Annotated in this window: 25 protein-coding genes; 12 read left to right on the forward strand and 13 right to left on the reverse strand. The window is 71.9% G+C overall.

The features are described from left to right. The first annotated feature begins 18 nt into the window (after nt 1-18). Nucleotides 19-546, forward strand: coding sequence for a hypothetical protein (locus Asi02nite_RS23085; protein ID WP_203715980.1), 528 nt, complete (start codon nt 19-21; stop codon nt 544-546). Here the strand turns inward: Asi02nite_RS23085 and Asi02nite_RS23090 are convergent. Both Asi02nite_RS23090 and Asi02nite_RS23095 read right to left on the reverse strand, forming a co-directional pair. Next, on the reverse strand, nt 523-804 hold the full coding sequence (locus Asi02nite_RS23090; RefSeq protein ID WP_203715981.1) for a transcriptional regulator: 282 nt from the start codon (nt 802-804) through the stop codon (nt 523-525). The two genes, Asi02nite_RS23085 and Asi02nite_RS23090, sit on opposite strands and share 24 nt — an antisense overlap. Then, nucleotides 801-1,232 (reverse strand): hypothetical protein, encoded by a 432-nt coding sequence (locus Asi02nite_RS23095; protein ID WP_203715982.1) that lies wholly within the window; start codon nt 1,230-1,232, stop codon nt 801-803. The genes Asi02nite_RS23090 and Asi02nite_RS23095 overlap by 4 nt, the downstream gene beginning before the upstream one ends. 85 nt (nt 1,233-1,317) lie before the next feature. Here Asi02nite_RS23095 and Asi02nite_RS23100 point away from each other — a divergent pair, with 85 nt between their 5' ends. Then, nucleotides 1,318-1,971 (forward strand): alpha/beta hydrolase-fold protein, encoded by a 654-nt coding sequence (locus tag Asi02nite_RS23100; RefSeq protein WP_203715983.1) that lies wholly within the window; start codon nt 1,318-1,320, stop codon nt 1,969-1,971. Here the strand turns inward: Asi02nite_RS23100 and Asi02nite_RS23105 are convergent. Both Asi02nite_RS23105 and Asi02nite_RS23110 read right to left on the reverse strand, forming a co-directional pair. Beyond that, nucleotides 1,943-2,683: a copper homeostasis protein CutC gene (locus Asi02nite_RS23105; RefSeq protein WP_203715984.1), complete on the reverse strand. Its 741-nt coding sequence runs from the start codon at nt 2,681-2,683 to the stop codon at nt 1,943-1,945. The genes Asi02nite_RS23100 and Asi02nite_RS23105 overlap by 29 nt on opposite strands. 31 nt (nt 2,684-2,714) lie before the next feature. Further along, nucleotides 2,715-3,449, reverse strand: a complete 735-nt coding sequence (locus Asi02nite_RS23110) for a phosphotransferase enzyme family protein (protein ID WP_203715985.1) — start codon at nt 3,447-3,449, stop codon at nt 2,715-2,717. Between the two features lie 81 nt (nt 3,450-3,530). Between Asi02nite_RS23110 and Asi02nite_RS23115 the strand changes: the two genes are divergently transcribed. Then, nucleotides 3,531-3,962 (forward strand): nucleoside deaminase, encoded by a 432-nt coding sequence (locus Asi02nite_RS23115; protein WP_203715986.1) that lies wholly within the window; start codon nt 3,531-3,533, stop codon nt 3,960-3,962. A gap of 69 nt (nt 3,963-4,031) precedes the next feature. After that, nucleotides 4,032-4,361: an HPF/RaiA family ribosome-associated protein gene (locus Asi02nite_RS23120; protein WP_203715987.1), complete on the forward strand. Its 330-nt coding sequence runs from the start codon at nt 4,032-4,034 to the stop codon at nt 4,359-4,361. 54 nt (nt 4,362-4,415) lie between these two features. On the opposite strand, the gene Asi02nite_RS23125 is transcribed toward Asi02nite_RS23120, so the two are convergent. The 3 genes from Asi02nite_RS23125 to Asi02nite_RS23135 form a co-directional block, all read right to left on the reverse strand. After that, on the reverse strand, nt 4,416-6,860 hold the full coding sequence (locus Asi02nite_RS23125; protein WP_203715988.1) for a M14 family metallopeptidase: 2,445 nt from the start codon (nt 6,858-6,860) through the stop codon (nt 4,416-4,418). Nucleotides 6,861-6,999: 139 nt separating this feature from the next. After that, nucleotides 7,000-8,160, reverse strand: a complete 1,161-nt coding sequence (locus Asi02nite_RS23130) for a CehA/McbA family metallohydrolase domain-containing protein (protein ID WP_203715989.1) — start codon at nt 8,158-8,160, stop codon at nt 7,000-7,002. 107 nt (nt 8,161-8,267) lie between these two features. Then, nucleotides 8,268-8,669 carry a RidA family protein gene (locus Asi02nite_RS23135; protein WP_239126971.1) on the reverse strand — a complete coding sequence of 134 codons (402 nt, stop codon included), beginning with the start codon at nt 8,667-8,669 and terminating at the stop codon, nt 8,268-8,270. An 88-nt stretch (nt 8,670-8,757) separates the two neighbouring features. Between Asi02nite_RS23135 and Asi02nite_RS23140 the strand changes: the two genes are divergently transcribed. The 3 genes from Asi02nite_RS23140 to Asi02nite_RS23150 are packed head-to-tail and all read left to right on the forward strand — an operon-like array spanning nt 8,758 to nt 11,449. Beyond that, complete coding sequence (locus tag Asi02nite_RS23140; RefSeq protein WP_203715990.1) at nt 8,758-9,729, forward strand: helix-turn-helix transcriptional regulator; 972 nt, start codon at nt 8,758-8,760, stop codon at nt 9,727-9,729. After that, nucleotides 9,726-10,568 (forward strand): EamA family transporter, encoded by an 843-nt coding sequence (locus Asi02nite_RS23145; RefSeq protein WP_203715991.1) that lies wholly within the window; start codon nt 9,726-9,728, stop codon nt 10,566-10,568. The genes Asi02nite_RS23140 and Asi02nite_RS23145 overlap by 4 nt, the downstream gene beginning before the upstream one ends. Beyond that, nucleotides 10,565-11,449 (forward strand): fructosamine kinase family protein, encoded by an 885-nt coding sequence (locus tag Asi02nite_RS23150; protein ID WP_203715992.1) that lies wholly within the window; start codon nt 10,565-10,567, stop codon nt 11,447-11,449. Before Asi02nite_RS23145 ends, Asi02nite_RS23150 begins: the two co-directional genes overlap by 4 nt. On the opposite strand, the gene Asi02nite_RS23155 is transcribed toward Asi02nite_RS23150, so the two are convergent. Next, nucleotides 11,450-13,051 (reverse strand): MFS transporter, encoded by a 1,602-nt coding sequence (locus tag Asi02nite_RS23155; protein ID WP_203715993.1) that lies wholly within the window; start codon nt 13,049-13,051, stop codon nt 11,450-11,452. Between the two features lie 96 nt (nt 13,052-13,147). Here Asi02nite_RS23155 and Asi02nite_RS23160 point away from each other — a divergent pair, with 96 nt between their 5' ends. Together Asi02nite_RS23160 and Asi02nite_RS23165 are read left to right on the forward strand one after the other, a co-directional pair. Then, nucleotides 13,148-13,483, forward strand: coding sequence for an ArsR/SmtB family transcription factor (locus Asi02nite_RS23160; protein ID WP_373312318.1), 336 nt, complete (start codon nt 13,148-13,150; stop codon nt 13,481-13,483). Continuing rightward, complete coding sequence (locus Asi02nite_RS23165; protein ID WP_203715995.1) at nt 13,480-13,758, forward strand: hypothetical protein; 279 nt, start codon at nt 13,480-13,482, stop codon at nt 13,756-13,758. Before Asi02nite_RS23160 ends, Asi02nite_RS23165 begins: the two co-directional genes overlap by 4 nt. A 7-nt stretch (nt 13,759-13,765) precedes the next feature. Here Asi02nite_RS23165 and Asi02nite_RS23170 read toward each other — a convergent pair whose 3' ends face one another. Continuing rightward, a complete protein-coding gene (locus tag Asi02nite_RS23170) occupies nt 13,766-14,194 on the reverse strand; it encodes a Rid family hydrolase (RefSeq protein WP_203715996.1) in 429 nt (142 codons plus the stop codon). Nucleotides 14,195-14,288: 94 nt separating this feature from the next. Here Asi02nite_RS23170 and Asi02nite_RS23175 point away from each other — a divergent pair, with 94 nt between their 5' ends. After that, a complete protein-coding gene (locus Asi02nite_RS23175; RefSeq protein ID WP_203715997.1) occupies nt 14,289-15,272 on the forward strand; it encodes an ArsR/SmtB family transcription factor in 984 nt (327 codons plus the stop codon). Here the strand turns inward: Asi02nite_RS23175 and Asi02nite_RS23180 are convergent. Together Asi02nite_RS23180 and Asi02nite_RS23185 are read right to left on the reverse strand one after the other, a co-directional pair. Beyond that, nucleotides 15,269-15,658 (reverse strand): RidA family protein, encoded by a 390-nt coding sequence (locus Asi02nite_RS23180; protein WP_203715998.1) that lies wholly within the window; start codon nt 15,656-15,658, stop codon nt 15,269-15,271. The two genes, Asi02nite_RS23175 and Asi02nite_RS23180, sit on opposite strands and share 4 nt — an antisense overlap. A 51-nt stretch (nt 15,659-15,709) precedes the next feature. Further along, nucleotides 15,710-16,660, reverse strand: coding sequence for a nucleoside hydrolase (locus Asi02nite_RS23185; RefSeq protein ID WP_239126974.1), 951 nt, complete (start codon nt 16,658-16,660; stop codon nt 15,710-15,712). Between the two features lie 152 nt (nt 16,661-16,812). On the opposite strand from Asi02nite_RS23185, the gene Asi02nite_RS23190 reads away from it, so the two are divergent. Continuing rightward, complete coding sequence (locus tag Asi02nite_RS23190) at nt 16,813-17,715, forward strand: serine hydrolase (protein ID WP_203715999.1); 903 nt, start codon at nt 16,813-16,815, stop codon at nt 17,713-17,715. Here the strand turns inward: Asi02nite_RS23190 and Asi02nite_RS23195 are convergent. After that, nucleotides 17,712-18,272, reverse strand: a complete 561-nt coding sequence (locus tag Asi02nite_RS23195) for a DUF305 domain-containing protein (protein WP_203716000.1) — start codon at nt 18,270-18,272, stop codon at nt 17,712-17,714. The two genes, Asi02nite_RS23190 and Asi02nite_RS23195, sit on opposite strands and share 4 nt — an antisense overlap. A gap of 13 nt (nt 18,273-18,285) precedes the next feature. Beyond that, nucleotides 18,286-19,509 carry a DUF1996 domain-containing protein gene (locus Asi02nite_RS23200; RefSeq protein WP_203716001.1) on the reverse strand — a complete coding sequence of 408 codons (1,224 nt, stop codon included), beginning with the start codon at nt 19,507-19,509 and terminating at the stop codon, nt 18,286-18,288. Nucleotides 19,510-19,776: 267 nt separating this feature from the next. Between Asi02nite_RS23200 and Asi02nite_RS23205 the strand changes: the two genes are divergently transcribed. Beyond that, the gene (locus Asi02nite_RS23205; protein ID WP_203716002.1) at nt 19,777-21,342 is read left to right on the forward strand and encodes a DUF1996 domain-containing protein; all 1,566 of its coding nucleotides are present in this window, start codon (nt 19,777-19,779) and stop codon (nt 21,340-21,342) included. Nucleotides 21,343-21,375: the final 33 nt, after the last annotated feature.

Genomic DNA, 21,375 nt, shown 5'->3' on the forward strand with positions numbered 1-21,375 from the left:
GAGATGTCTCATCGACAGGTGCGGGACGGCGGCGACTTTCTCGTTACCCGGTGGGGCCGGGCCGCGTTCGTCGTGGTCCTGCTTGCCTTTCTGACTGTCCTCGAGGCGGTCGTCGCGGGGCTGGCGGCTCTGGTCATGCTCGGCGCACTCGAGGTGGCGGCACCGGATCTGCTCCACGGACCCGGGCCGGCCACTGCGGCTTGGTGGATCGCGGCGGTCCTGGCGATCCTCGAGGTGGCCAACATCGCCGTCCTTGCCCCAGGCGTCTGGCGGCGAGGGCTCGGTGAGACGGTCATGGAAGGTCGCCTCGTGCCCTCCACCCCGCCGATGTCGACCGCCCTGACCGCCGTCTGGGCAGTCGTCGAACGGGCGGTCGCGGTGGGGATCGTCTTCGTCTGGCAGTTTCGGGGATCCGCGGTCGCCCTCGTGCTGGTGGTCGCCGGCACAACCGCCGCTCTCGTTGCGGCGAGAGCGTTGAGCCGTCGTTGGCTCCGGCTGCGCGAGCGACGACGCCAGGTTCGGTCACGTGCCGACGATTGCTCGTAGAGCCTCGACGTGACCGCGGTATGCCCGCTTTCCTTCTTTCGTCAGCGTCAGCCAGATGCGTCGACTGTCGACACTGGAGCGTTCCTGTGCGACGTAGCCCGCGTCGACGAGTGCGGCCACCTGCTTGCTCAGTGCGGAGGCGCTCAGGTCGACGGCGTCCTTGATGACGGACATCTCCACCGGGGTCCCGGCATCCAACATCGCGCAGATCTTCAGCCGGTGGGTGGGGTGGATGACCTGATCCAGTCGCGCCGTCATCGACGCGTGCTCCGGACGTGCACAGCCGCGCCCGCGGTGTAGCTGATCACCGCCCCGGCGGCACCCGCGAGGATGAGCCACCGCGGGCCGTCCGCTGGCACGAGCACCGAGACGATCACGAAGGCCGCGGACAGGGCGGCGAGCACGCGGAAGCCTCGACTCGACGGAATCGCGTACGGCGTGCCGATCGCCCGGCCCACCCGGTAGTTGACCGCCGCCAGCGAGCAGGCCAGGGCGAGCGCGACCAGCGCGGCCAACGCGGAGGACTCGATGAGTCCCGTCAGCGCCAGACCGCCCAGCAGCAGCGCATTGGCCGGATAAAGCCAGATCGGCCAGGGGCGGTTGCGGACTGCACGCTGGACATGGGCGATGGCGGCAAGGTCGTTCGCCGCCTCGTACCGGCTCGGACCCGGACCGTTAGTTTCCATGGCGGAAACTATAGTGGATAGTTTCCAATGCGGCAACTACCGGCGAGTTCGCACGCACCCCACCAGCGATGGGAGCCCATGCTCGATGCCGTTCATCACCGAGACATTGGCGTACGACGGCGGACGGCAGGTCACCGCGTACGTCCCGGCGGGTCCGGCAACGGCAGTCGTCTTCACCGGCGACGGGCAGTCGGTCGCCACGTGGGCAGAGGCTCTGGAGGCCGCCGCACTGCCGCCCACGATGATCATTGGCGCGCACCGCGTCGAGGATGAGACGGTGCGGCTGCACGAGTACTCCCCGGGCCCGAGCACAGCCCCATTCGATCCGCCGCGGTTCGCGGCCCACGAGACGTTCTTCGTCGAGGACGTCCGTCGGTGGGCGGCGACCCGCCTGGGTGTCAGCCTGCCAACCAGCCGCACCGCGGTGTTCGGTGTCTCGGCCGGCGGGGAACTCGCGCTGGCCATGGGGATGCGCCATCCCGACATCTACGGCGCGGTCTTCTGCGCCTCGCCCGGGGCCGGCTACCAGCCGCCCACCGTGCTCCCCGTCCGGCTTCCCCGGACCTACCTCGTCGCCGGCACCGAGGAACCGTTCTTCCTCGCCAACGCCACCCGGTGGGCCGACGCTCTCCGCGCGGCGGATGCGGACGTCGTCATGGCCGAACGGGCCGGCGCCCACGGCGGCGCCTTCTGGAAGCACGAGTTTCCGCTCATGGTCGCGTGGGCGTTCGGCCACTGACCGCGCGACCCTCCGCGCAGAGCGCGGCCACCTCGTCGGGGTCCGTCTCCAAGCGGTCGTAGCCGGGCGGGACGCCGACGCCGGCGTAGGACAGGTCGCCGGCTCGGGCGGTGCCCACGGGCCTGCGGGGCGCCGCGTGCAGGTCCTCGACGCCGGTCGCGGCGACGACCAGCGCGGCGTTGGCGGCCCGCACCCCGCCGCACGCCATCACGGTCACTCCCGTCCGGGTGGCCAGTTCCTTGATCAAAGGCGCACCATCGAGTACGGACCGGCGCCGGCCCGAGGTCAGTACCCGCGTGAAACCCAGGTCCGCCAACCGGTCCAGGGCCTGACGGGAGTCCGCGCTGACGTCGATGGCGCGGTGGAAGGTCGTCTCCAGCCCTTCGGCCGCGTCGACGAACCGGGCACACTCGGCCGCGACCGTGCCGTCCCCGGCCAGCGCGCCGACGACCACGCCCGCCGCGCCGTGCCGCCGTGCGACGGCGATGTCCCGGACGACGAGATCCACCTCGTCGCGCGAGTAGTGGAAGTCGCCGGGGCGCGGCCGCACGAGGACGTGCACCTCGGCCAGCTCGGCGGCGGCCTCGATGAGCGCCACGCTCGGGGTGAGCCCGCCGTCGGACAGGCCGGCGCACAGCTCGACGCGCGCGGCCCCGGCCCGGGCGGCGATCCGCACGCCGTCGAGCGACTCGACACTGATCTCGACGCGCACGACGTCCGTCCTTCCAGGAGAGTCCGCGCGCTCAGACCGCGCGGACCTCGGCGAGGCGCCGCACCGAGTAGTCGTCGTCCCAGCAGACCGCCGCTTCCCAGGCCGCGGACGCCTGCGACGCGACGTCGTACGCCGCGTCGTCGAGGTCCGCGGCGTTGTCCGGCAGCACCAGGTCCAGATCCGGTACGTCGACGTGCGACTCGTCCCAGTCGATCAGCCCGACGCGATCCGCCGTCATGCGGACGTTGCCCAGGTTGTCGGGGTCGCCGTGCACCACGCAGGTCCGGCGGCCGGCCAGCCGCGCCCAGGCCGCCCGGCAGCGGGCCACGCCTTCCGCGGGCATCGCGCCCAGGTCGACCTTCGTCCCGGTCTCGACGTGCAGGAGGTCGGTCGACGATCGCCAGCCCGGGCGTTGCGGCCAGCCCCGCGTCAACCGGTGCACCTCGCGGAGCGTCTCGGCCACGCGACCCCAGTCGGCCCGCGTCTCGGGCGGGACGCCCGCCACGTAGGTCATCACCACGAGACCGTCGGCGAACAGGCGGCCGTCGTCGGTCGGGATCGGCACCGGCACGGTCAGGCCCGCGCGGTCGAGATGGGCGAGGAGCGACGTCTCCCAGGCGAGATCGGCGTCGCTTCTGGTGCCGAGACGGCCGACCGCGCGGCGTCCGCGGACGCGTACGCTCCACACGTCGTTGGCCACCCCGCCTGACAGCGGTGCGACCGCCGCGGCGTCGTCACCCCACCGCGCGAGCACGTCCCACCCCATCGGTCACAGCGTAACGGCTGCTGCCGGCGAGACCCGACGACGGATGGACTGCGGCTGATGGGGCAGGGGAGGATCGGGATCGTGGATCAACGAGATGAGCAGTATCTGCGCCGGGCTGTCGCGCTGGCGGCCGCGGCGCCGGCGGTCGGTGGCCGGCCTTTCGGGTCGCTGCTGGTGGGGCCGGACGGCGCGGTCCTCGCCGAGGACCACAACACCGTGCCCGGTGACGGCGACATCACCGCCCATCCCGAGCTCAAGCTCGCCCGATGGGCGGCCCGTGAGCTCGACGCGGCGACGGCCGCCGGGACCACCATGTACACCAGCTGCGAACCCTGCGACATGTGTGCGTACGCCATCGACCGCTCCGGGTTGGGTCGGGTGGTCTTCGCCCTGTCGAGCGCGCAGTTCCAGGAGCTGTCGGGGGTCGCCGCGCCGAAACGGGTCGAGCGTGCCGGTCCGGCACTGTTCGACGAGGCACGCGTACCGATCGACGACTTCTTCGGTCAACCCTGACCTGTTTTACGGCCGCCCCCTCCCGGGTACACGATCTTCAGTCGTCTGTTGCCGATCCGAGGAGATCAGATGAGTGGCGTCGCCAACCCGGCCACGGTCGAGCAGTGCCTGCGCATGGGGGCCGGCTTCACCGAGGGTGACCGGACCTGGATCGCCGAGCAGTTCGGCCCGCTCGACACGCGCCTCGCGTCCTTCGACGCCGACGCGACCGAGCTGGAGATCTCGGTCAAGGACCGGCAGTCGCCGGGCCAGAAGGTCACTCTGGAGTGCTGGACCCGCGACCTCGACAAGATCGTCACGACCTCGACGGAGGACGACCTGCACGCCGCGGTCATGGACGTCCGCGACGACCTGCGCCGCCGCCTGACCGACGCCAAGGGCCGCCGCAGCCCGAGATGACGCACGGAAAAGACCGCCGCCGGGACCAGAAACTGGTCCCGGCGGCGGAGTGCGTTACGGGCGGATCGTGATCGTCGCCGTGCGGTAGTTCTTGCGGTTCTTCTCGGGGTCGTAGTTGTTCTCGACGTTGCCGGCGGCGTCCACCGAGAACCAGTTGAACGTCGTCGTCCGCGTCACGTGGAAGACCTGGCCCGGCTCGCGGAACTCCGTCGCCTCGTAGCGGGGCGAGTCGAGCGTCGGCCGGCTGCCGTCGGTCGTGTAGTAGATCGTCGCCGGCTCGTTCGTCTCGAACCGCACGTCGACCGGACGCGTGAACCTGCCGCTGCCGGGGACGAGGTCGGACTTCGGGTCCTTCTTGTCCTTGCCCCACTCCGCGGCGATCCGGAACATCTCCATGATGCCGTTGGCGTACTCCATCGTCTCGGAGTGGCCGCTGACCAGGTCCGGCACGCCCTCCCACGGAGGCTGGAACGAGCCGCCCTGCCAGTTGCCGGTGGCCGGGTTGTAGACCGAGCCGCCGACCTCCCAACCGAAGGCGTAGATGCCGTAGGTGTGGTAGAGGTCCTCACGCACGTTGCCGGCCGACGAGTAGAGCACGTCCGACGAGCCGCCGACGTTCTCCGGCGTCACGACCGTCTCCCGGTAGTTCTTGACCTGCGAGAGGATCCGACCGGCCGACTGCCAGTAGAACGCCTCGTCGCCGAGCGGCGGGCGCGGCGTGGTGATCCGGCCGTCCGCGATGTAGGCGCCGGGCTGCCAGAACAGCTGGCCGCCGTTGGAGTGCACCGACATCATGAACTTGATGTTCTGGTACTTCTCGACCAGCCAGATGATGTTCTTCGACTCCGGCTCCGACAGTTCCGCCGGACCCTGGTAGTTGCCGCTGGTGCAACTGGTCGACGCGCCGTCGTACCCGTCGAAGCCGGAACCCACCCGGTAGTTGCGGTTCAGGTCGACGCCCCAGGAGTCGCGGCGGCCCGGGTCGGCGTTGGCGTCCTCGCAGTGGTTGGTCATGTTCTTCCGCTGCGAGGCGAAGTTGTAGAAGCTGTAGTTCGCCCCGTCGGGGTTGTTGGAGAGGATGAAGAAGACGTCGGTGTCGTTGACGATCTTCTTCGTCTCCTTGTCGGTCCTGTAGTTGTGCACCAGCCGCTCGGCCGCTTCCAGCGAGGTCGTCGCCGGCACCCACTCGCGGGCGTGGTCCTGCGCCTGGATCAGGACGCCGGGCTTGCTCATGTCGCGGTGCTTGCCGATCCGCAGCACCGGGATCGTCTTCGGCCCGCGGGGCACCTCACCCTCGGGCGCGCCGACGCGCTTCTGGTCGAGGGAGTCGGTCAGCGCGACCGGTGCGGTCGTCGCGGCGACGACGCCGGTGCCCGTGTTGGTCCGGTACGGGTGGGCCCGGTCGACCAGCCCCTGCGACTGGGTCTCCAGCGCCGCCGACACCTGCGCGGCGGTGCTGGCCAGCGCGCCGCCGGCGTCCTTGGCGAGCAGGACGCGGATGGCCTTGCCGGTCACCTCGACGCCGAGCGGCAGGTCGGCGCCCGGCCGGTCGACGAACTCGACGGTGATGTCGTTGCCGCCCTGGTGGCCCCACGCCGCCGAGCTGACGACGACCGCGGACTCACCGGTGCCGCCGATCGTGGCCTGCGCCTTGCGCTGGTAGCCGTTCGTCCGGTTGGGCAGGTAGATGATCTCGGCGATGTCCGGGTACTGGGCGGCGATCTGCTCCGCCCGCGTGTACAGCTGCTGCGGGTGCTTGTAGCCGTCGATGAAGTTGGACTTGTAGCCCGGGTTCTCCGTCAGCGGCGGGGGAGCGTCCTCGAGCCAGTCGGAGACCGTGCCGATCGCGACGCCGCCGGTCGAGCTGGTGACCCTGATCTCGTGCGGGCGGGCGTCCAGCTTGAACAGGTTCCGGTGGAACATGTACTCCCCGGAGTCGACGAAGCGGCTCATCGAGCGGGCGAAGCCCCACGGGGTGCCCCGGCCCGAGTCGTTCTCGAGCTGCATGCCGACGATCGGGTCGGCCTGGGCGCCTTCGGTGGTCCGGGCCTCGACGTAGAGGAAGCCCTGGCCCTTGGTGGTGAACCAGTCCGCGCGGACGACCCGCACGGTCTCCTCGTGGGTGAGCGGCACGGCGGACCGCGCGGCGGTGCCGGCGAGGCCGCCGTCCGCCACCTCGGGCCACGCGAAGCCCGCGCCGTCGGCGAGGATCTTGACGCCCAGCGCCTTCAGCTCGGCGATCTCCGCGTCGGTCGCCACCGCCTCGCCCTCGATGCCGTTCGGCACCCGCGTGAGGCCGTGCTCGATGTCGAAGCCGGCGTCGTTCACCTTCTCGAGCATCGCGGCGCCGCTCAGCTCGATCCGGACGGAGCGCGCTCCCTCCGGGGTGGACGGCGCGGCCGCGGGGTCCGCGCCCGCGGACGGAGTTGCCATCAGGACGCTGCTGGCCACCACGGCTGGCAGCGCCAGAAGTGCGATCCGCAGTCGTCTGCGTCGCATGCTTCCTCCTAGGTCTCAAGCGCTTCGGGTACGACGAGTCGCCGGGCCACAAAGGACCGCGCTGGCCGCGAGCGAACTGGGTGCGGTCAGCGTATTTGCATCTGTCGTTCCCGCAGCCGGAAGCAGCGGATCTTGAGTATTACTTGAGCTGCTGGAACCGGCGCGCCTTCGGCACCTCGACCGCCGCGTCGTCCGGCAGCAACCACAGCGGGTTGCCGAAGCCGAGCGGCCCACCGTCGGCGCCGGACACCTCGACCCGCAGATAGCGCCCGCCGGCCCGGTCGAGCCGGAACGGCAGCGGCCCGGCGGCGAAGGCGGTGGCGGGGAAGGTGTGCCGGGCGATGCTCGGGGTGGTCGCCCCCGTGCGGTCGCAGACGCCGACCACGACGTCGACGGACGCGCCGCCGGGCAGGTCCGAAGCCACGATCCCGACCGACGCGTACGCCTGGTCGGTCCTGATGACCTGGCCCATCGCCGGTCGTCCGTCGACGGTCAGGTCGAGCGTGCCGGTCGGCCACAGCCGCTGGTGGTTGAGGAAGACCTGGCCGGCCGCCAGACCGGCGAGCAGGTCCTTCGCCCGGCGCGACCGGGACCAGACCGAGGTGTGGAAGAGGTGCTGCTGGGGCCAGTCCCGGCCGCCGTGGTCGTCGTTCTGGCTGGTCGCGGTCAGGAAGATCGCGTTGCGGGCGGCGACGTCGAACAGCGCGAACCGCTGGTCGGTGACGGTGAAGTCGCCCTCCGAGTCGACGGTCTCCATCAGGTCGCAGTCGAGCGCCCGGGCGGCGACCAGCTCCGCCGGGTCGATCGGCGGGTGGTTGTACTGCACGAGCGCGCCGCGCCGGTGGTACCAACGCACCATCTCCCGTGCCGCCGCCACGCTGTTGTCCTTCACCGGCGCCGTGCCACGGTCCGGGTACGGGAACAGCGCGAAGTGCTCCATGAAGACGTTCATGTGCCGCACCATCGACACCTCGGGGCCGAGCAACTGGGTGATGTCCGGGTACTGCCGGCCGAGCCGCCGCATCAGGTCCCGCTGCTCCCGGACGGCCCAGCGGACCTGGTCGCGGGTCCGCCTGATCCGCAGGTGGTCGAACACGCCCTGCCCGGTGGCGCCGTTGCGGGCCCGCACGCCGAACCGCAGGCGGGCCAGGGCCGAATCCTCGGCGACCAGGTCCGCCCAGAACCGCCTGATGTCCCGCAGCGGCCGGATCCGCAGGGTCTGCCGGTCGCCGGCACGGTGACGACACCGGTCAACCCGCCCTCCACCGTCCGGGACGCCGGGCCGCCGAGCACGTAGCAACCCGCGGGCCGGCCGGCCAGGGCGGGCCGGTACGACGTCTCGATCTGGAACACGACCTGAGCATGCGTCGTCCCCTTTCCGCCCGGTGAGTAACGAGCGCGCCGCGGTCACGCGACGGCGGTGCCCTCGAGTTCGACCGCGAGGTCGGGGAGGGCCAGCCGGGTCACGCCGAGCACCGTGGTGGCCGGCGCCACCCCGGCCGCGCCCAACCGCGCCGCCAGGACGCCGTAGTGCCGGAACAGCGCGTCGACGTCGGTCGTGTAGACGATGAGCCGCACCAGGTGCGCGAGCGTCATGTCGGCCTCGTCGAGCACCGCCGACAGGTTGTCGAGGCTCAGCGCCACCTGCGCCGCGAGATCGCCGGCGTGCCGCGGCCGGCCTTCGCCGTCGACCGCCGTCTGGCCCGCGCAGTAGAGGGTCCGGGTGTGCCCGGAGACGAGCTCACCCTGGTGGTATCCGAGCGTCGCCGACCACGCCCACGGGTTGACCGCCGTTCGCCGCATCGCCATCTCAGGTCCCTTCGTCGAGAGTGTGGGCCCGAGCCTCGCAGCCGATACACGACAACCTCTGTCGTATATCCCTGGCAGAATCCCGCGGATGCGGGCCGACCGGTTGGTCTCCCTGGTGCTGCTGCTGCGCCAGCGCGGTCGGCTGTCCGCGGCCACCCTCGCCCGCGAGCTCGAGGTGTCCACCCGCACCGTGCTGCGCGACGTCGAGGCGCTGTCCGCCGCCGGTGTCCCCGTCTACGCGGAACGCGGCCGGCACGGCGGTTTCGGGCTGCTGCCCGGCTTCCGGACCGAGCTCACCGGCCTCACCGAGGACGAGGCGCTGGCCCTGCTGGTCGCCGGTTCGCGGCGCGGGGCGCAGGCCTTCGGTCTCGGCTCGGCGCTGGCGTCGGCCATGCTCAAGGTGGTCGACGCGCTGCCCGACAGCCAGCGGGACGCCGCGACCGGTGTCGCGCAGCGGCTGCTCGTCGATCCGGACACCGACCTGCTCGCGCGCCGCGTGGCCGCCGCGGAGGAGATTCCCGAGACGATCCTGACCGAGGTACGGCGCGCGGTGCTCGCCGGACACAAGCTGCGCATCCGGTACGCGGCCGTGGGCGGGAGCCCGGAATGGCGCACGGTGGACCCGGTCGGGCTGGTCACCGTGCGCGAGCAGGGCTACCTGCTGGCCACGCGGTCCGGCGCGGACCGCACGTACCGGCTCTCCCGGATCCTGGCCGCCGAGGAGCTCACCGAGCCCGCGCACCGACCGGACACGGTGGACCTGGACCGGGCCTGGCGCGAGCGCGGCACCCGGTTCCGGGCCGGCGGCGACCTGGTCACCGTGCTGCTACGGGTGGCACCGCGGCGCCGCGACGACGTGGTGGGCACCGCGCTGGCCGTCCACACCGAACAGTCCGACCCGGACGGCCGGCTGCGACTGGAAGTCACCTTCCAGGACGCCCGGCACGCGCAGTGGGCGCTCTGGCAACTCGCCGCGGACGCGGAAGCCCTGACACCGCAGTGGTTGCGCGACTCCCTGCACGAGCGGGCCGCCACGATCGCCGCCGCGTACGCGCCATGAACGCGACACCGACGCTGCTCGTGCTGCTGTCGGTCTGCTGCGCGCAGGCCGGCGGGGCCGTCGCGCGTACCCTGTTCGACGATCTCGGACCGCCCGGTGTGCTGCTGCTCCGCCTGTCCATCGCGGCCGTGGTCTTCGCCGTCGCCACCCGCCCGCGGCTGCGATCCTGGTCGGCGGAGGCGTGGCGGTCCGTGGCCCTGCTGGGCGTCTTCTCGGCGGGCCTCAACCTGCTGACCTACCTCGCGCTGAACGTCGCGCCGCAGGGCGTGGTCATCACCGCCTCGTTCGTGGGCCCGCTGATGCTCTCGCTGGTGCAGACGCGGCGCCCGGCGGACCTGCTCTGGGCGCTGCTGGCCGGCACCGGCGTCGTGCTGCTCGGCCTCCGCACGGGGGTCGAGATCCCGTTGTCCGGGCTGCTGCTCGCCCTCGCGGCCGGAGCGTGCGGGGCCGGCTACATCGTGTCCAGCGCCCGCGTCGGCAGTGCCGTGCCCGGCCTGGGCGGCCTGGCGGTCTCGTTCGCCGTCGGCGCGCTGCTGGTCCTGCCGTTCGGCTGGGGCGACGCCGGCGCGGTGGTCGCCCGGCCGTCGCTGGTTCCCGCGGTGCTGGCGGTGGCCGTACTCTCCTCGGTCGTGCCCTACGCCCTCGAACTGATCACCCTGCGCCGCCTCTCGACCCGGGTCTTCGGCGTCCTGATGAGCCTGCAGCCGGCCGCCGCGGCGATCGCCGGCCTGCTCGTCCTCGACCAGCACCTCGGCCCGGCCGCGATCGCCGCGCTGGTGCTGGTCTCCGCGGCCAGCGTCGGCGTCACCCGGCGCCGTCCCGAACCGGCGACGACGTGAGCGCCCCGTTCCTGCTGGACCACCTGCACCGGGCCGGGCTGGACGACGCCGTCGCGGTGGAGCCGGCGACGGGCGGGCTCGCGGCACTGGCGGGCATCGCCACCCGCCGCGACGGGCCGCCGGTGTTCGTCAAGGCGTTCGCCGCGCCGCCGGCCGACGACGTCTTCGCCGCGGAGGCCGAGGGCCTCGCCGCGCTGCGGGACCTCGGCGGCGTGCCCGTACCCGAGGTGATCCTGACCGGACGCGACGTGCTCGTGCTGTCGATGCTGCGGCCGCGGCCGGCTAGCGAGGCGTTCTGGGAGCGGTTCGCGCACGTGCTCGCCCGCCTGCACCTGGGCACCACGCACCCGCGCTTCGGCTGGCACCAAGACAACTGGCTGGGCCGCCGGCGGCAGAGCAACGCCTGGACCGACGACGGTTTCGCGTTCTTCGCGCAGCACCGGCTGCTCCGGTGGCTGGGGGAGCCCCGCGTCGACGCGGCACTCGACCAGGCCGACCGCGCGGCCCTGGAGCGCCTCTGTGACCGGCTGCCCGACCTGCTGCCGGCCCGGCCGGCCTGCCTGACCCACGGCGACCTGTGGGCGCAGAACGTGCTGGCCACGTCGGACGGTGAGCCGGCCCTGATCGACCCGGCGGTCTCCTACACCTGGGGCGAGGTCGACGTGGCCCATATGTGGTCGACCGCGCCGCCGCCCGAGGCGGCACGATTCTTCGAGGTGTACGCGGACCTGACGGCGCTCGACGCGGACTGGCGCACCCGCATGCCGATCATCCAGTTGCGCCAACACCTGGCCGTCCTGGCCCAGTTCGACGACGACTGGGGCGCGGCCGCCCAGATCCGGACCACGCTGGCCCCGTTCCGTACCCGGCCAGGCCCCTGATCAGGAAGCGACCGGGGCCTTCCTCGGCAGTCGGCGCGTCGCCAGGAAGCCCAGTGCGGCGAAGGCGGCGGTGAGCAGCAGCGCGATCCGCAGGCTGCGCAGTTGCGCCGCGGCGTAGCCGTCGACGATGGCGGCCGCCTCCGCCGGCGGCACGGATGTCCGGGACAGCGCCGTGCTGAGCTCGGCGGTCGACACGAAGCTGATGCCGGCGCTGATCCGTACGGTGGCCTGCTCCTGCACGGTGGGGGAGATCCGCGGGTCCGCGCTGATCCGGTCGGTGAACGTCCCGGTCAGCGCGGCGATGAGCACCGCGCCGACGAGCGCCGTGCCGAGCGACGAACCCAGGTTCTGCGCCGTGTACTGCAGGCCGCCCACCTCGCCGCGGGCCGACTCGCCGACGCTGCTCTGGACCACGTAGCCGAGCTGCGAGGCGAGCAGGCCGGTGCCGAGACCGAGCAGCGCCATCGCGAGCGCGAACGAGGCGTCGTCGAGAGTCGGCCGTATGGTGGTCGCCAGCCAGAGGATCGACGCCACCAGGAGCACGACGGCCGTACGCACGATGAGCCGCGGCCCGGCGAACCGCACGAGCGCGGCTCCGCCCAGCGACGCGACGAGCATGGCGACGGACGCGGGCAGCAGCCGCAGCCCCGTGCGGAACGCGTCGAGCCCGAGCACCACCTGCAGGTAGAGCGGGATCGCGAAGAAGATGCCGAGCAGGACGAGGTTCTGCACCAGCAGCATCGACAGCGCCGCGCGCACCGGTGGCGCGGCCGCGAGGCCGGGCCGGACCAGCGGCTCCCGTCCGCCCTCGGCGAGGTGCCGTTCCCAGGCGCGGAAGCAGAGCAGCAGGGCCACGCCGCCGGCGATGACGAACAGCGTCGGGGCGATGCCGAAGAACTCGACCGGCGTGTCGCGCGGCACCAGCCAACCCCAGGTGCTGCTCTGCAGGATGCCGAGCACGACCAGCGCCATCCCGGACGCCGACAGCGCCGCGCCCACGAGGTCCAGCCTGGCCCGGGTGGGTTCACGGGCGACGTCGCGGATCCAGGGAACGAGCAGCACGATCAGCACGACCAGCACGGCCTCGCCGGCGAAGACGAGACGCCAGGTGAGGTACGTGGTGACCCAGCCGCCGAGCAACGGGCCCACCGCGATGCCGGCACCGGCCAGACCGCCGACCACGCCGTACGCGGTGGCCCGGCCCCGTCCCGTGTAGTTGGCGCCGACCAGCGCCGCCAACGACGGCAGCACCAGCACGGCGCCGAGGCCCTCGATGACCGACCAGCCGACGACGAGGACCCAGAGCGTGGGCGCGACCGCCGTCAGGGTGGAGCCGACACAGTAGACGAGCAGCCCGAGCCGGAACGTGCGGCGGCGCCCCCACCCGTCGCCGAGCTTGCCACCAGTGATCATGAAGGCGGCCATCACCAGCGTGTACAGCGTGATGGTCGCCTGGATCGCGGTCACGTCGGTGTCGAAATCGTCGACGAGCTGGCTGATCGACACGTTCATCACCGACGTGTCGAGGACCATCAGGAACTGGGCGAGGCCCAGCACCACCAGCGGCCGCCAACGGGACTTCTCCGGCGCGTCAACCGTCACAGCCCATGAAAGCACCCGTTTCGCCGTATTGGTCTGGTGGACAGCCGCTGTTGTGGTGCGTAATAATTTGTTTACGCACGACACTGGGAGTTGACGGTGGTGGAGGGTGACGAGTTGGTCCGGGTGTTGACCGCCCTGGCCAGCCCGCAGCGGCTGCGGATGCTGGCGGTGCTGGCCGGCGGGCGGCGGTACGTGAGCGATCTGGCCCGCCAGGTCGGGTTGAGTCGGCCGCTCGTGCACGCGCACCTCAGCAAGCTCGCGGCCGCCGGCCTCGTGACCAGCGAGACGGAGCTGTCCGAGGAGGGTCACGCCATGCGCTACGTGACGGTGACCCCGTTCTCGCTGTCCCTGACCCCCGAGGTCGTCGCGGCGGCCGTCGCGACCCTGCCCGGCCCCGATCCGCGTGACGCGAACGAGGAGAACAAGCGATGACCTGGCAGGAAGCAGTGATGGGCGCGACCGGCGTGCTGTTCGCGGGCGCGATCGTCGTCGTGGTGATCGTCCAGGCGGCCGCCACCTGGCGAGCGCGGATGTCGGTCACCCGGGAAGAGGCCTACCGCACGCTCGTCGAGCAGGCCACCGCCGCCCAGGAGGAGACGGCCCGTCAGCTCGCCGCGGTCCACGCGGAGCTGGCGACCGTCCGCGACCGCACGACCGCGCTCGAGCGCATGCTCAAGGAGGTCGGCGAGCCGTGGGAGGCGCGCTGAAGCGCGCTCAGACGCGGGCGACCATCTTGATCTCGACGAGCTGGCCCGGGATGGCCAGCCGCGTGACACCGACCAGGGTGCTGGCGACCTGCGGGTCGTCGCGGCCGTACGCGGCCTTGCGGATCGGGCCCGCGGCCTCGAACGCCGCGTCGATGTCGAGCGCGTAGACGGTCTCCTCGACCACGTCGTCCAGCGAGGCGCCGAAGCGGTGCAGCAGGACGTCCGCGTTCTCGTACGCCTTGCGCATCTGCTCGCCCGTGTTGGCGGCGTCCATGATCTGGCCGTCCTGGTCCAGCGGCGCCAGGCCGATGATCTTCGGGCCGTCGTTGGCGAGCTGGCCGGACAGATAGATCGAGTCGCCGCGCTTGATCGCCTGGACGTACCCGTACGACTCCTCCCACGGCACGCCGAAGTTCTCGACCCGGTCTGCGGACATGGCGGTCCCTCCTCGACTCGATCTCGTTGGTATTGACGCCGGACCCGGGTTCAAACCTCCGACCCGGCATCGGCGGCAGCGCTATCGTGACGCGATGCCGCGCCTCGTGCTGTCCGGGCCGGACCTCGGCCGGATCCGGTTCGCCGTGTTGCCCTTCCAGGAGACGCTCAAGGCCGCGCGGGGGCTAGGCGTGCGCCAGGCGCCACCGGGTCTCGCGGCCTGGCGGCACTCCGCGCGCCGCGTCCTGCCGGCCGCCGCCCTGCCCGCGGTCGCGCTCTGCTCCGCGCACGCCCGCCACATGCCCGACTTCCTGACGCCGGAGCCGCCCACGGTGGCGCGCACGTTCGCGGAGGAGATCGCCGCCGCGCTCGACGATCCGGCCGCGCGGGTCGCCGCGGACACGGCCGCGTTCGGCGCCGTCCTGCGTACTCCCATGAAAGTGGTCGACGACCTGGTGGCCCACCCGGACCGCGGGCGGCGCGCGCTCGCCCGGTCGTTCGTAGCCCTGCACCGGGCGGTGCTGGCCGACGACTGGCCGCGGCTGCACGCCCAGCTCGCCGCCGACGTCGCGCATCGCGCGCGGCTGGCCGCCCGGCACGGCGTCGAGGCGATGCTGGCGACGCTGAGCCCCGATCTGGTGCGCTGGCACTACCCGTTCCTGGAGTACGCGGGCCCGCCGGAACCGGACTACCCACTGCACGGGCGCGGGCTGGTGCTCGTGCCGAGCATGTTCCTCACCGACGGCGTGCACCGGCAGCTCAACGACCGGCAGCAGCCGATGCTCTTCTACCCCGCCCGCACGGCCGCCGCGTTCTGGCGCGACCCCCGCGCGGACGGCGGGCGCCTGGCCGACCCGATCGGCCGCCACCGGGCCGCGGTGCTGCGCGTCCTCGCGACCCGGCCCGGCTGCGGCACGGGCGAGGTGGCGGCGGCGCTGGGGATCGCGCCCTCCACCGCCTCGGCCCACGTCGCCCACCTGCGCCGCGCGGGCCTGGTGACGACGACCCGCGCGGCCCGCCGGGCCCGGCACGAGCCCACGCCACTCGGCTGGCAGCTCCTCGACACCTTCATCGGTTAGTCGACCGCGACCGCCTCGATCTCCAGGAGCCACTCCGGTGCGTAGATCTCGGTGATGATGATGGTGATCGCGGGCCGGTGCTCGCCGAGCACCTCGTGGCGGATGCGGCCGTTCTCCTCGCGGTAGGCCCGGTCCGACAGGTAGGTCGTCACCTTGGCCAGGTTCGCCACGCCCATGCCCGCCTCGGCCAGCACCGCCAGCACGTTGCGCCAGGTGAGCCGGCACTGGTCGGCGAAGTCCGGCGGCACGACACCGCGCTCCGCCCACGGCACCTGCCCGCTGACGAAGACGGTCCGGCGCGCCCCGGTGACCACCGTGCCGTGGGTGTAGGCGCCGCTGCGCTCGGGAAGGATCGCCGGATTCAACTGCTCGATCGCGTACGTCATGGTGGGCGACGCTAGGCGCGGGCGGCGCCTACCCGCGAACGTTTCGCCGGATCACCGAATCGGCGCCCCGCCCACGCGCCGGACCGCGGCCATCAGCAGGCCCCAGAACGCGTCCACGTCGATGCCCACCGCCACGTCGACGTTGGGCTCGCGGCCCGTCGTGCCGTGCAGGTCGACGACCGTCGCGCCGCGGGTGTGCGCGCCCGCGAGCTCGACGGCGACCGGGGCCGCGACCGTGCGGACGATCGCCGCGTCGATGACCGTGGCGATCGCGATCGGGTCGTGCACCGGGGGATGGGGGAGACCGAAGACCCGCTCGTACGCGCTCGCGAAGAACGTCATCAGCTCCGCGCAGACCGTGCCCACCCGCGTGCCCATGCCGCGGAACTCGGCGATGACCTCCGCGGTCGCGAGCGCCTGGTGCGTGACGTTCAGCCCGATCATCGTGGTCGGCAGGCCCGACCGCAGCACGATGTCGGCCGCCTCGGGGTCGGTCACGATGTTGAACTCGCCGTACGGCGTCGTGTTGCCCCGCCCGGTCGAGCCACCCATGAAGACCACCCGGCGTACGCGCGGCGTCACCTTGGGATGCCGGCGCAGCAGCAGCGCGACGTTGGTCAACGGCCCGAGCGCCACCAGCGTGACCGGTTCGGCGGAGTCCAGGAGCAACCGCCGGGTGAGCTCGACCGCGTGCACGTCGGCCACCTCCGCGGTCGGCCCGTCGAGGTCGGGCCCGTCGAGCCCGGACGCACCGTGGATCTGCTCGGCGACGGACAGCGTGCCGACCAGCGGCCGGTCGCAGCCCGCGGCGACCGGGACGTCGGTGACGCCGGCCAGCGCGAGCATCCGCAGCGCGTTGCGTGTCGTCTTGTCGAGGGTCTGGTTGCCCGCGACGGTCGTCACACCGCGCACGCGCAGCCGCGGGTCGCCCACGGCGAGCAACAGAGCCAGCGCGTCGTCGTGGCCGGGGTCGCAGTCGATGATCACGGAGTGTGCGCTCACGTGGACGACGATAGATCCCCCGGCCCAGTCGCATAAATCATTCGCGTTCGGTGCAACGCACGGGCCCTCCGCCACCGTCTTTGCCGCGAGTCCGTGGCGTCAGGTGATGGGAAAGCGATGAAAACTGCACAAACCCGACCAGGGCTGGCCGCATGACCAAGCGCGGAGTCTCGCGCCGGGGAGTGTTGGCCGGGGCGCTGCTGGCCCTCGCCGGCGGCGGTGTGGCCGAGGCGACCGTCATCTGGCGGCACACCCGCGGTGACGGCGGGCCCACGCTGGCCGCCTCCGCACCCACGGCTTCGCCCACCCCCAGCCCGACGCCGGACTACCTGGCCCTGGCTCGGGAGAAGATCGAGGCTCAGGTCCAGAAGATCGGCAAGGGGCACCTCACGCTCGCGGTGCACGACCGGCTGTCCGACATCGCGCTCACCGTCGGCACCACCAGGTTCCCGACCGCCAGCATCATCAAGGTCGACATCCTGGCGGCCCTGCTGCTGCGGGCCCAGCAGAAGAACCAGAAGATCACCGAGAACGACAAGCGCCGCGCCAAGCTGTCGATCACGTTGAGCGACAACGACGCGACGACCGCGCTGTTCGGCCGGATCGGCGGCACCTCGGGGCTGAACGCGGCCAACAAGACGTTCGGCATGAAGCAGACCTCGCCGAAGTCGGCGTGGGGCACGTCGACGACCACGGCGGCCGACCAGATCCGGCTGCTGACCACGCTCACCGACGAGGCCGGTCCGCTGGCGGCGGCGGGCCGCGACTACCTGTTCGGCCTCATGAGCCAGGTCGACAAGGAGCAGGACTGGGGCGTGCCGGCCGCCGCCACCGCCGACACCACCGAGGTCTACGTCAAGAACGGCTGGGTCCCGGTCAGCGAGGACGACGGCCTGTGGCAGGTCAACTCGATCGGCCGCCTCGTCGAGCCGGGCCACGACTGGCTCGTGGCGGTGCTCTCCAACCACCACAAGAGCCAGCCGAACGGCGTCAAGATGGTCGAGACCATCGCGAAGTACGCGTTGACCGAGCTCCGGAAGATCCCGGCGGTCTAGCCCAGTTGCCGCAGGGCGGTGTCGCGCGCCGTCGCGGTGCGGGTCGCCAGGTCGCGGGTCTCCGGGTCCGTGCCGGACTCCTGCTCGCCCTCGGCCAGGCGGGCGCTCTGCTCGAGGTAGGACCGCAGGTGCTCCCGGACCGCCTCGTCGAACGGCGCGCCGGAGAGGGCCGCCGCCTCGGTCACCGCGTCGGTGGGCACCAGGCCGGGCATCAGCATGCCCTCGTGCGGGTTCTCCGCCGGCAGCCCGGCCTGCTCGTGCAGCCGCCGCAGCGTCGTCAACTCGGCCGTGGCGGAGGCCTGGACCTCCGCGCTCAGCTTCGTCAGCGCCGCCTCGTCGCTGCGGGTCGGCACCAGTGCCAGCAGCGGCAGCACCTGCTCGTTCATCGCGATGCTGATCTCGATCCAGGCGCGGTCGGTGCCGCCGAAGGCGTTGACCACGGGCACCGCGGCCGGCACGGCGGGTGCCGGGTCCGCGCATCCGGCGGCGAGCAGCAGGAGCGCCGCCGCGACGAGCGGCGCGACGAATCGGGACAGGAGTTCACGCGACCGTTTCACTGCGTTTTCTTCTCTAGTTCTGGTAACCGTCGTTGTCGCACTGGCGACGCTGCAGCACACAGTTCTTGGTGCGCTTGTTCATCGCGTCCTGGTCCCACATCAGGAACGCGTCGCCGTGCATCGAGGAAGCCGTCCGACCGGTCGGGTCCGACGACAGGTAATAACCCTGCGAGGTCCCCTTCACGCCGTACGTGATATCGAAGGTGAGCGACGGGATCCGCACCGGATGGGAGGCGGGACAGCCCTTGTCGGTCCCGTACGCGACGTGTTTCTTGTGGTCCGGGCTGTCGAGGTTCTTCCCGTCCCAGCAGTCCGGGTACTGCAGCATGTAGTGCAGCGTGGCGTAGCTCTTCGGGTCGCAGATCGGCCAGTTCCCGTTGCCGCTGCGGGCCACGCCGTCGAGGTCGCCGGGGCCGTAGAAGGCGCAGTAGAACTGGCCGTGCGCGCCGCGCGGCGTCGGCACCCGCTTCTTCGCGTCGCCCGCGATCATCCGCAGCCCGGCCGGGATCGGCATCATCCCGGTCGAGTTGGTCCGGATCGAGCGGTAGTAGACCCGGAAACCCGTCGGCTCGACCGGCTTCTTCGTGGCGGCGTCGTAGAGCGTCGGCACCCAGTACGACGAGCGGTCTTGCACCGGCTTGCAGGTCGTGGCGGTGAACCGGGTCAGGTCACCGGCCGTGGTGCCGGCGTCGACGGCCTTGTTGCCGAAGAACGAGTGCATGTGGGAGGCGCCGGCCAGTCCGGGGAAGACGATCGGGTCGTCGGCGAGCCGGTGGCTGTAGGTGCAGTCGGCCCGGAACTCCGGGATGGTGGCCACGCCGCCCGGCACCGGGTCGACCTTGCGGGCCTGGTAGGCCGCTACCTGCCGCTGCCAGGCCGCCTTGTCGACCGGGATCCAGCCACCCTTCGGTGTGGCCTGCTGCGGCGGTGCCGCCGGCGGCTTGGCCGCAGCCGAGGCCGAGGCCGAGGCGCCGGGCTGACTCCCCGGGCTCGGCGACGTGCCCGGCGTGCCGCCGACACCCGCGGTCTCTCCCGTGCCCGCCACGGAACCAGGCAGCGCCTGGGCCGCGTTCGTCGTCTCCGTCGGACCGACGGCCAGGGCGCCGGTCAGGAGGACCGCGGTCGCCGCGACCACCACCGCCGTGACGGCGAGGCCGCCCCAGAGGACGGCACGACCGCGCTTGCGCCGCGCGGGCGGCGGGCCGGGGTCGGGACTGGGCACCGCGGCGTACGACACGGATCGCTCCTACGAGAAGAATGCAACGGGACGGCATCGCAGGGTAGGCACGTTCTCGCGGACCCGCCTATGCTCTTAAGAATCTCCTAAAGACTTGTTGCCCGTACGGCGGCGATAACAGTTTTCGCCTGCGATTTTCGCCGCTTTTCGGCTTCTCCCGACGGGATCTCATTCGAGCTTTGGGCCTTTGGGCTCAGGACCCCCGCTGCGCGCGTGGCTAACGTTGCGCGGCGTACTCGATCGACCTGCCCACAATGGAGAGATCCGATGAGATCCCGTTCCCCCTCCGTCCATTCGTCGCGGAAGCGGCTCTTCGCCAAGACCGGCATCGCCGTCGCCCTCGCCGGATTGGTGGGGTGGTTCGCGGTCGGCCAGCTCCACCTGGCCGGCGCCGACGAGACGTCCCTGTCCCAGGGCAAGCCGGCGACCGCGTCCTCCAGCGAGGGACGCGCCTTCCCCGCCACGGCGGCGGTCGACGGTGACGACACGACGCGCTGGTCGAGCGCCTTCGCCGACCCGCAGTGGCTCCAGGTCGACCTCGGCGCCCCGGCGGCGATCGAGCGCGTCGTGCTGAAATGGGAGCGGGCGTCGGCCCGGGCGTACGAGATCCAGGTCTCGGACGACGCGCGGAACTGGACGTCGATCTACCAGACCGCCACGGGTCCGGGCGGCAACGAGACCCACACCGTGACCGGCGCCGGCCGGTACGTCCGGATGTACGGCACGGCCCGTTCCGGGCAGTACGGGTACTCGCTGTTCGAGTTCCAGGTGTTCGGCAAGCTGGGCAGCAGCGGGTCCGGCTCGGCCCCGAGCACCGCGCCCAGCGCGCCGGCGAGCCCCTCGTCGAGCGCGTCGCCCGGCACCGGGCCGTCCGCCTCGGCGAGCCCGTCGTCCGGCGCGACGACCCCGGCCGGCGGTGGCTCGGGCGGCGGCTGGATCGACGCGCCCAACCCGGTGCTCAACGTCAAGCCGTCCCGCGCGATCCCGCCGAACAAGGGCGGTTTCCACGAGTTCCAGGCGAACTGCTCGGTGAGCCGGACCAACATCGGCGACGACCCGATCGTCTTCCCGAACCTGCCGGGCGCGTCACACCTGCACACGTTCATGGGCAACACCACCACCAACGCGAACAGCACGGTCGAGTCGCTCTCCAAGGGCCAGACCACCTGCAAGGCCAAGGGCGACCTGTCGGCCTACTGGATGCCGACGCTGCTCAACGGCGACAAGGCGGTCAACCCGGAGGGCCTGCAGACCATCTACTACAAGAGCGGCGTGTACGACTACCGCAGCGTGCGGCCGTTCCCCAAGGGCCTGCGCTTCGTCGTCGGCAACGCGAAGAACGCCGACGCCGACACATTCCTCGCCGCCACCGAGGAGGGCTTCGAGTGCGGTGACAGCTACAAGAACAAGAACATCCCGTTGACCTGCTCGACCGAGCGCAGCGTCAAGCTCAACATCCGCTACCAGGCCCCCAGTTGCTGGGACGGCAAGCACCTGGACTCGCCGGACCACCAGAGCCACATGGCGTACCCGGTCGACACCCACACCGCGTCGGGCGTGGTCTGCCCCGACAGCCACCCGGTGGCGGTGCCGAAGCTCGAGTTCAAGATGGCCTGGCCGGTCAACGGCGACATGTCGAAGGTGAAGTTCACCAGCGGGGCCGGCCCGACGTTCCACTACGACTTCGTCAACGCGTGGGACGACCGTACGCTCGCCGCGATGGTCAACGGCTGCATCGTGGCCGCCCGCCAGTGCGACGCCCAGGGCCACGACGGTCGGGACGACCAGCAGCCCGCGCCGTACGTGCTGAACAAGGACTACCTGCTGCCGTAGGTGTCGCCGGGCACGAGGGGTGGGGCGGCGTCC

This window comes from Asanoa siamensis (assembly GCF_016862555.1).
Lineage (GTDB): Bacteria > Actinomycetota > Actinomycetes > Mycobacteriales > Micromonosporaceae > Asanoa > Asanoa siamensis.

Coding starts and splice junctions, on each gene's coding strand:
- Asi02nite_RS23090 (WP_203715981.1), bottom strand. CDS start 804: ATGACGGCGCGACTGGATCAGGTCATCCACCCCACCCACCGGCTGAAG.
- Asi02nite_RS23095 (WP_203715982.1), bottom strand. CDS start 1,232: ATGGAAACTAACGGTCCGGGTCCGAGCCGGTACGAGGCGGCGAACGAC.
- Asi02nite_RS23100 (WP_203715983.1), top strand. CDS start 1,318: ATGCCGTTCATCACCGAGACATTGGCGTACGACGGCGGACGGCAGGTC.
- Asi02nite_RS23110 (WP_203715985.1), bottom strand. CDS start 3,449: ATGGGGTGGGACGTGCTCGCGCGGTGGGGTGACGACGCCGCGGCGGTC.
- Asi02nite_RS23120 (WP_203715987.1), top strand. CDS start 4,032: ATGAGTGGCGTCGCCAACCCGGCCACGGTCGAGCAGTGCCTGCGCATG.
- Asi02nite_RS23125 (WP_203715988.1), bottom strand. CDS start 6,860: ATGCGACGCAGACGACTGCGGATCGCACTTCTGGCGCTGCCAGCCGTG.
- Asi02nite_RS23135 (WP_239126971.1), bottom strand. CDS start 8,669: ATGGCGATGCGGCGAACGGCGGTCAACCCGTGGGCGTGGTCGGCGACG.
- Asi02nite_RS23140 (WP_203715990.1), top strand. CDS start 8,758: ATGCGGGCCGACCGGTTGGTCTCCCTGGTGCTGCTGCTGCGCCAGCGC.
- Asi02nite_RS23145 (WP_203715991.1), top strand. CDS start 9,726: ATGAACGCGACACCGACGCTGCTCGTGCTGCTGTCGGTCTGCTGCGCG.
- Asi02nite_RS23165 (WP_203715995.1), top strand. CDS start 13,480: ATGACCTGGCAGGAAGCAGTGATGGGCGCGACCGGCGTGCTGTTCGCG.
- Asi02nite_RS23170 (WP_203715996.1), bottom strand. CDS start 14,194: ATGTCCGCAGACCGGGTCGAGAACTTCGGCGTGCCGTGGGAGGAGTCG.
- Asi02nite_RS23175 (WP_203715997.1), top strand. CDS start 14,289: ATGCCGCGCCTCGTGCTGTCCGGGCCGGACCTCGGCCGGATCCGGTTC.
- Asi02nite_RS23180 (WP_203715998.1), bottom strand. CDS start 15,658: ATGACGTACGCGATCGAGCAGTTGAATCCGGCGATCCTTCCCGAGCGC.
- Asi02nite_RS23190 (WP_203715999.1), top strand. CDS start 16,813: ATGACCAAGCGCGGAGTCTCGCGCCGGGGAGTGTTGGCCGGGGCGCTG.
- Asi02nite_RS23205 (WP_203716002.1), top strand. CDS start 19,777: ATGAGATCCCGTTCCCCCTCCGTCCATTCGTCGCGGAAGCGGCTCTTC.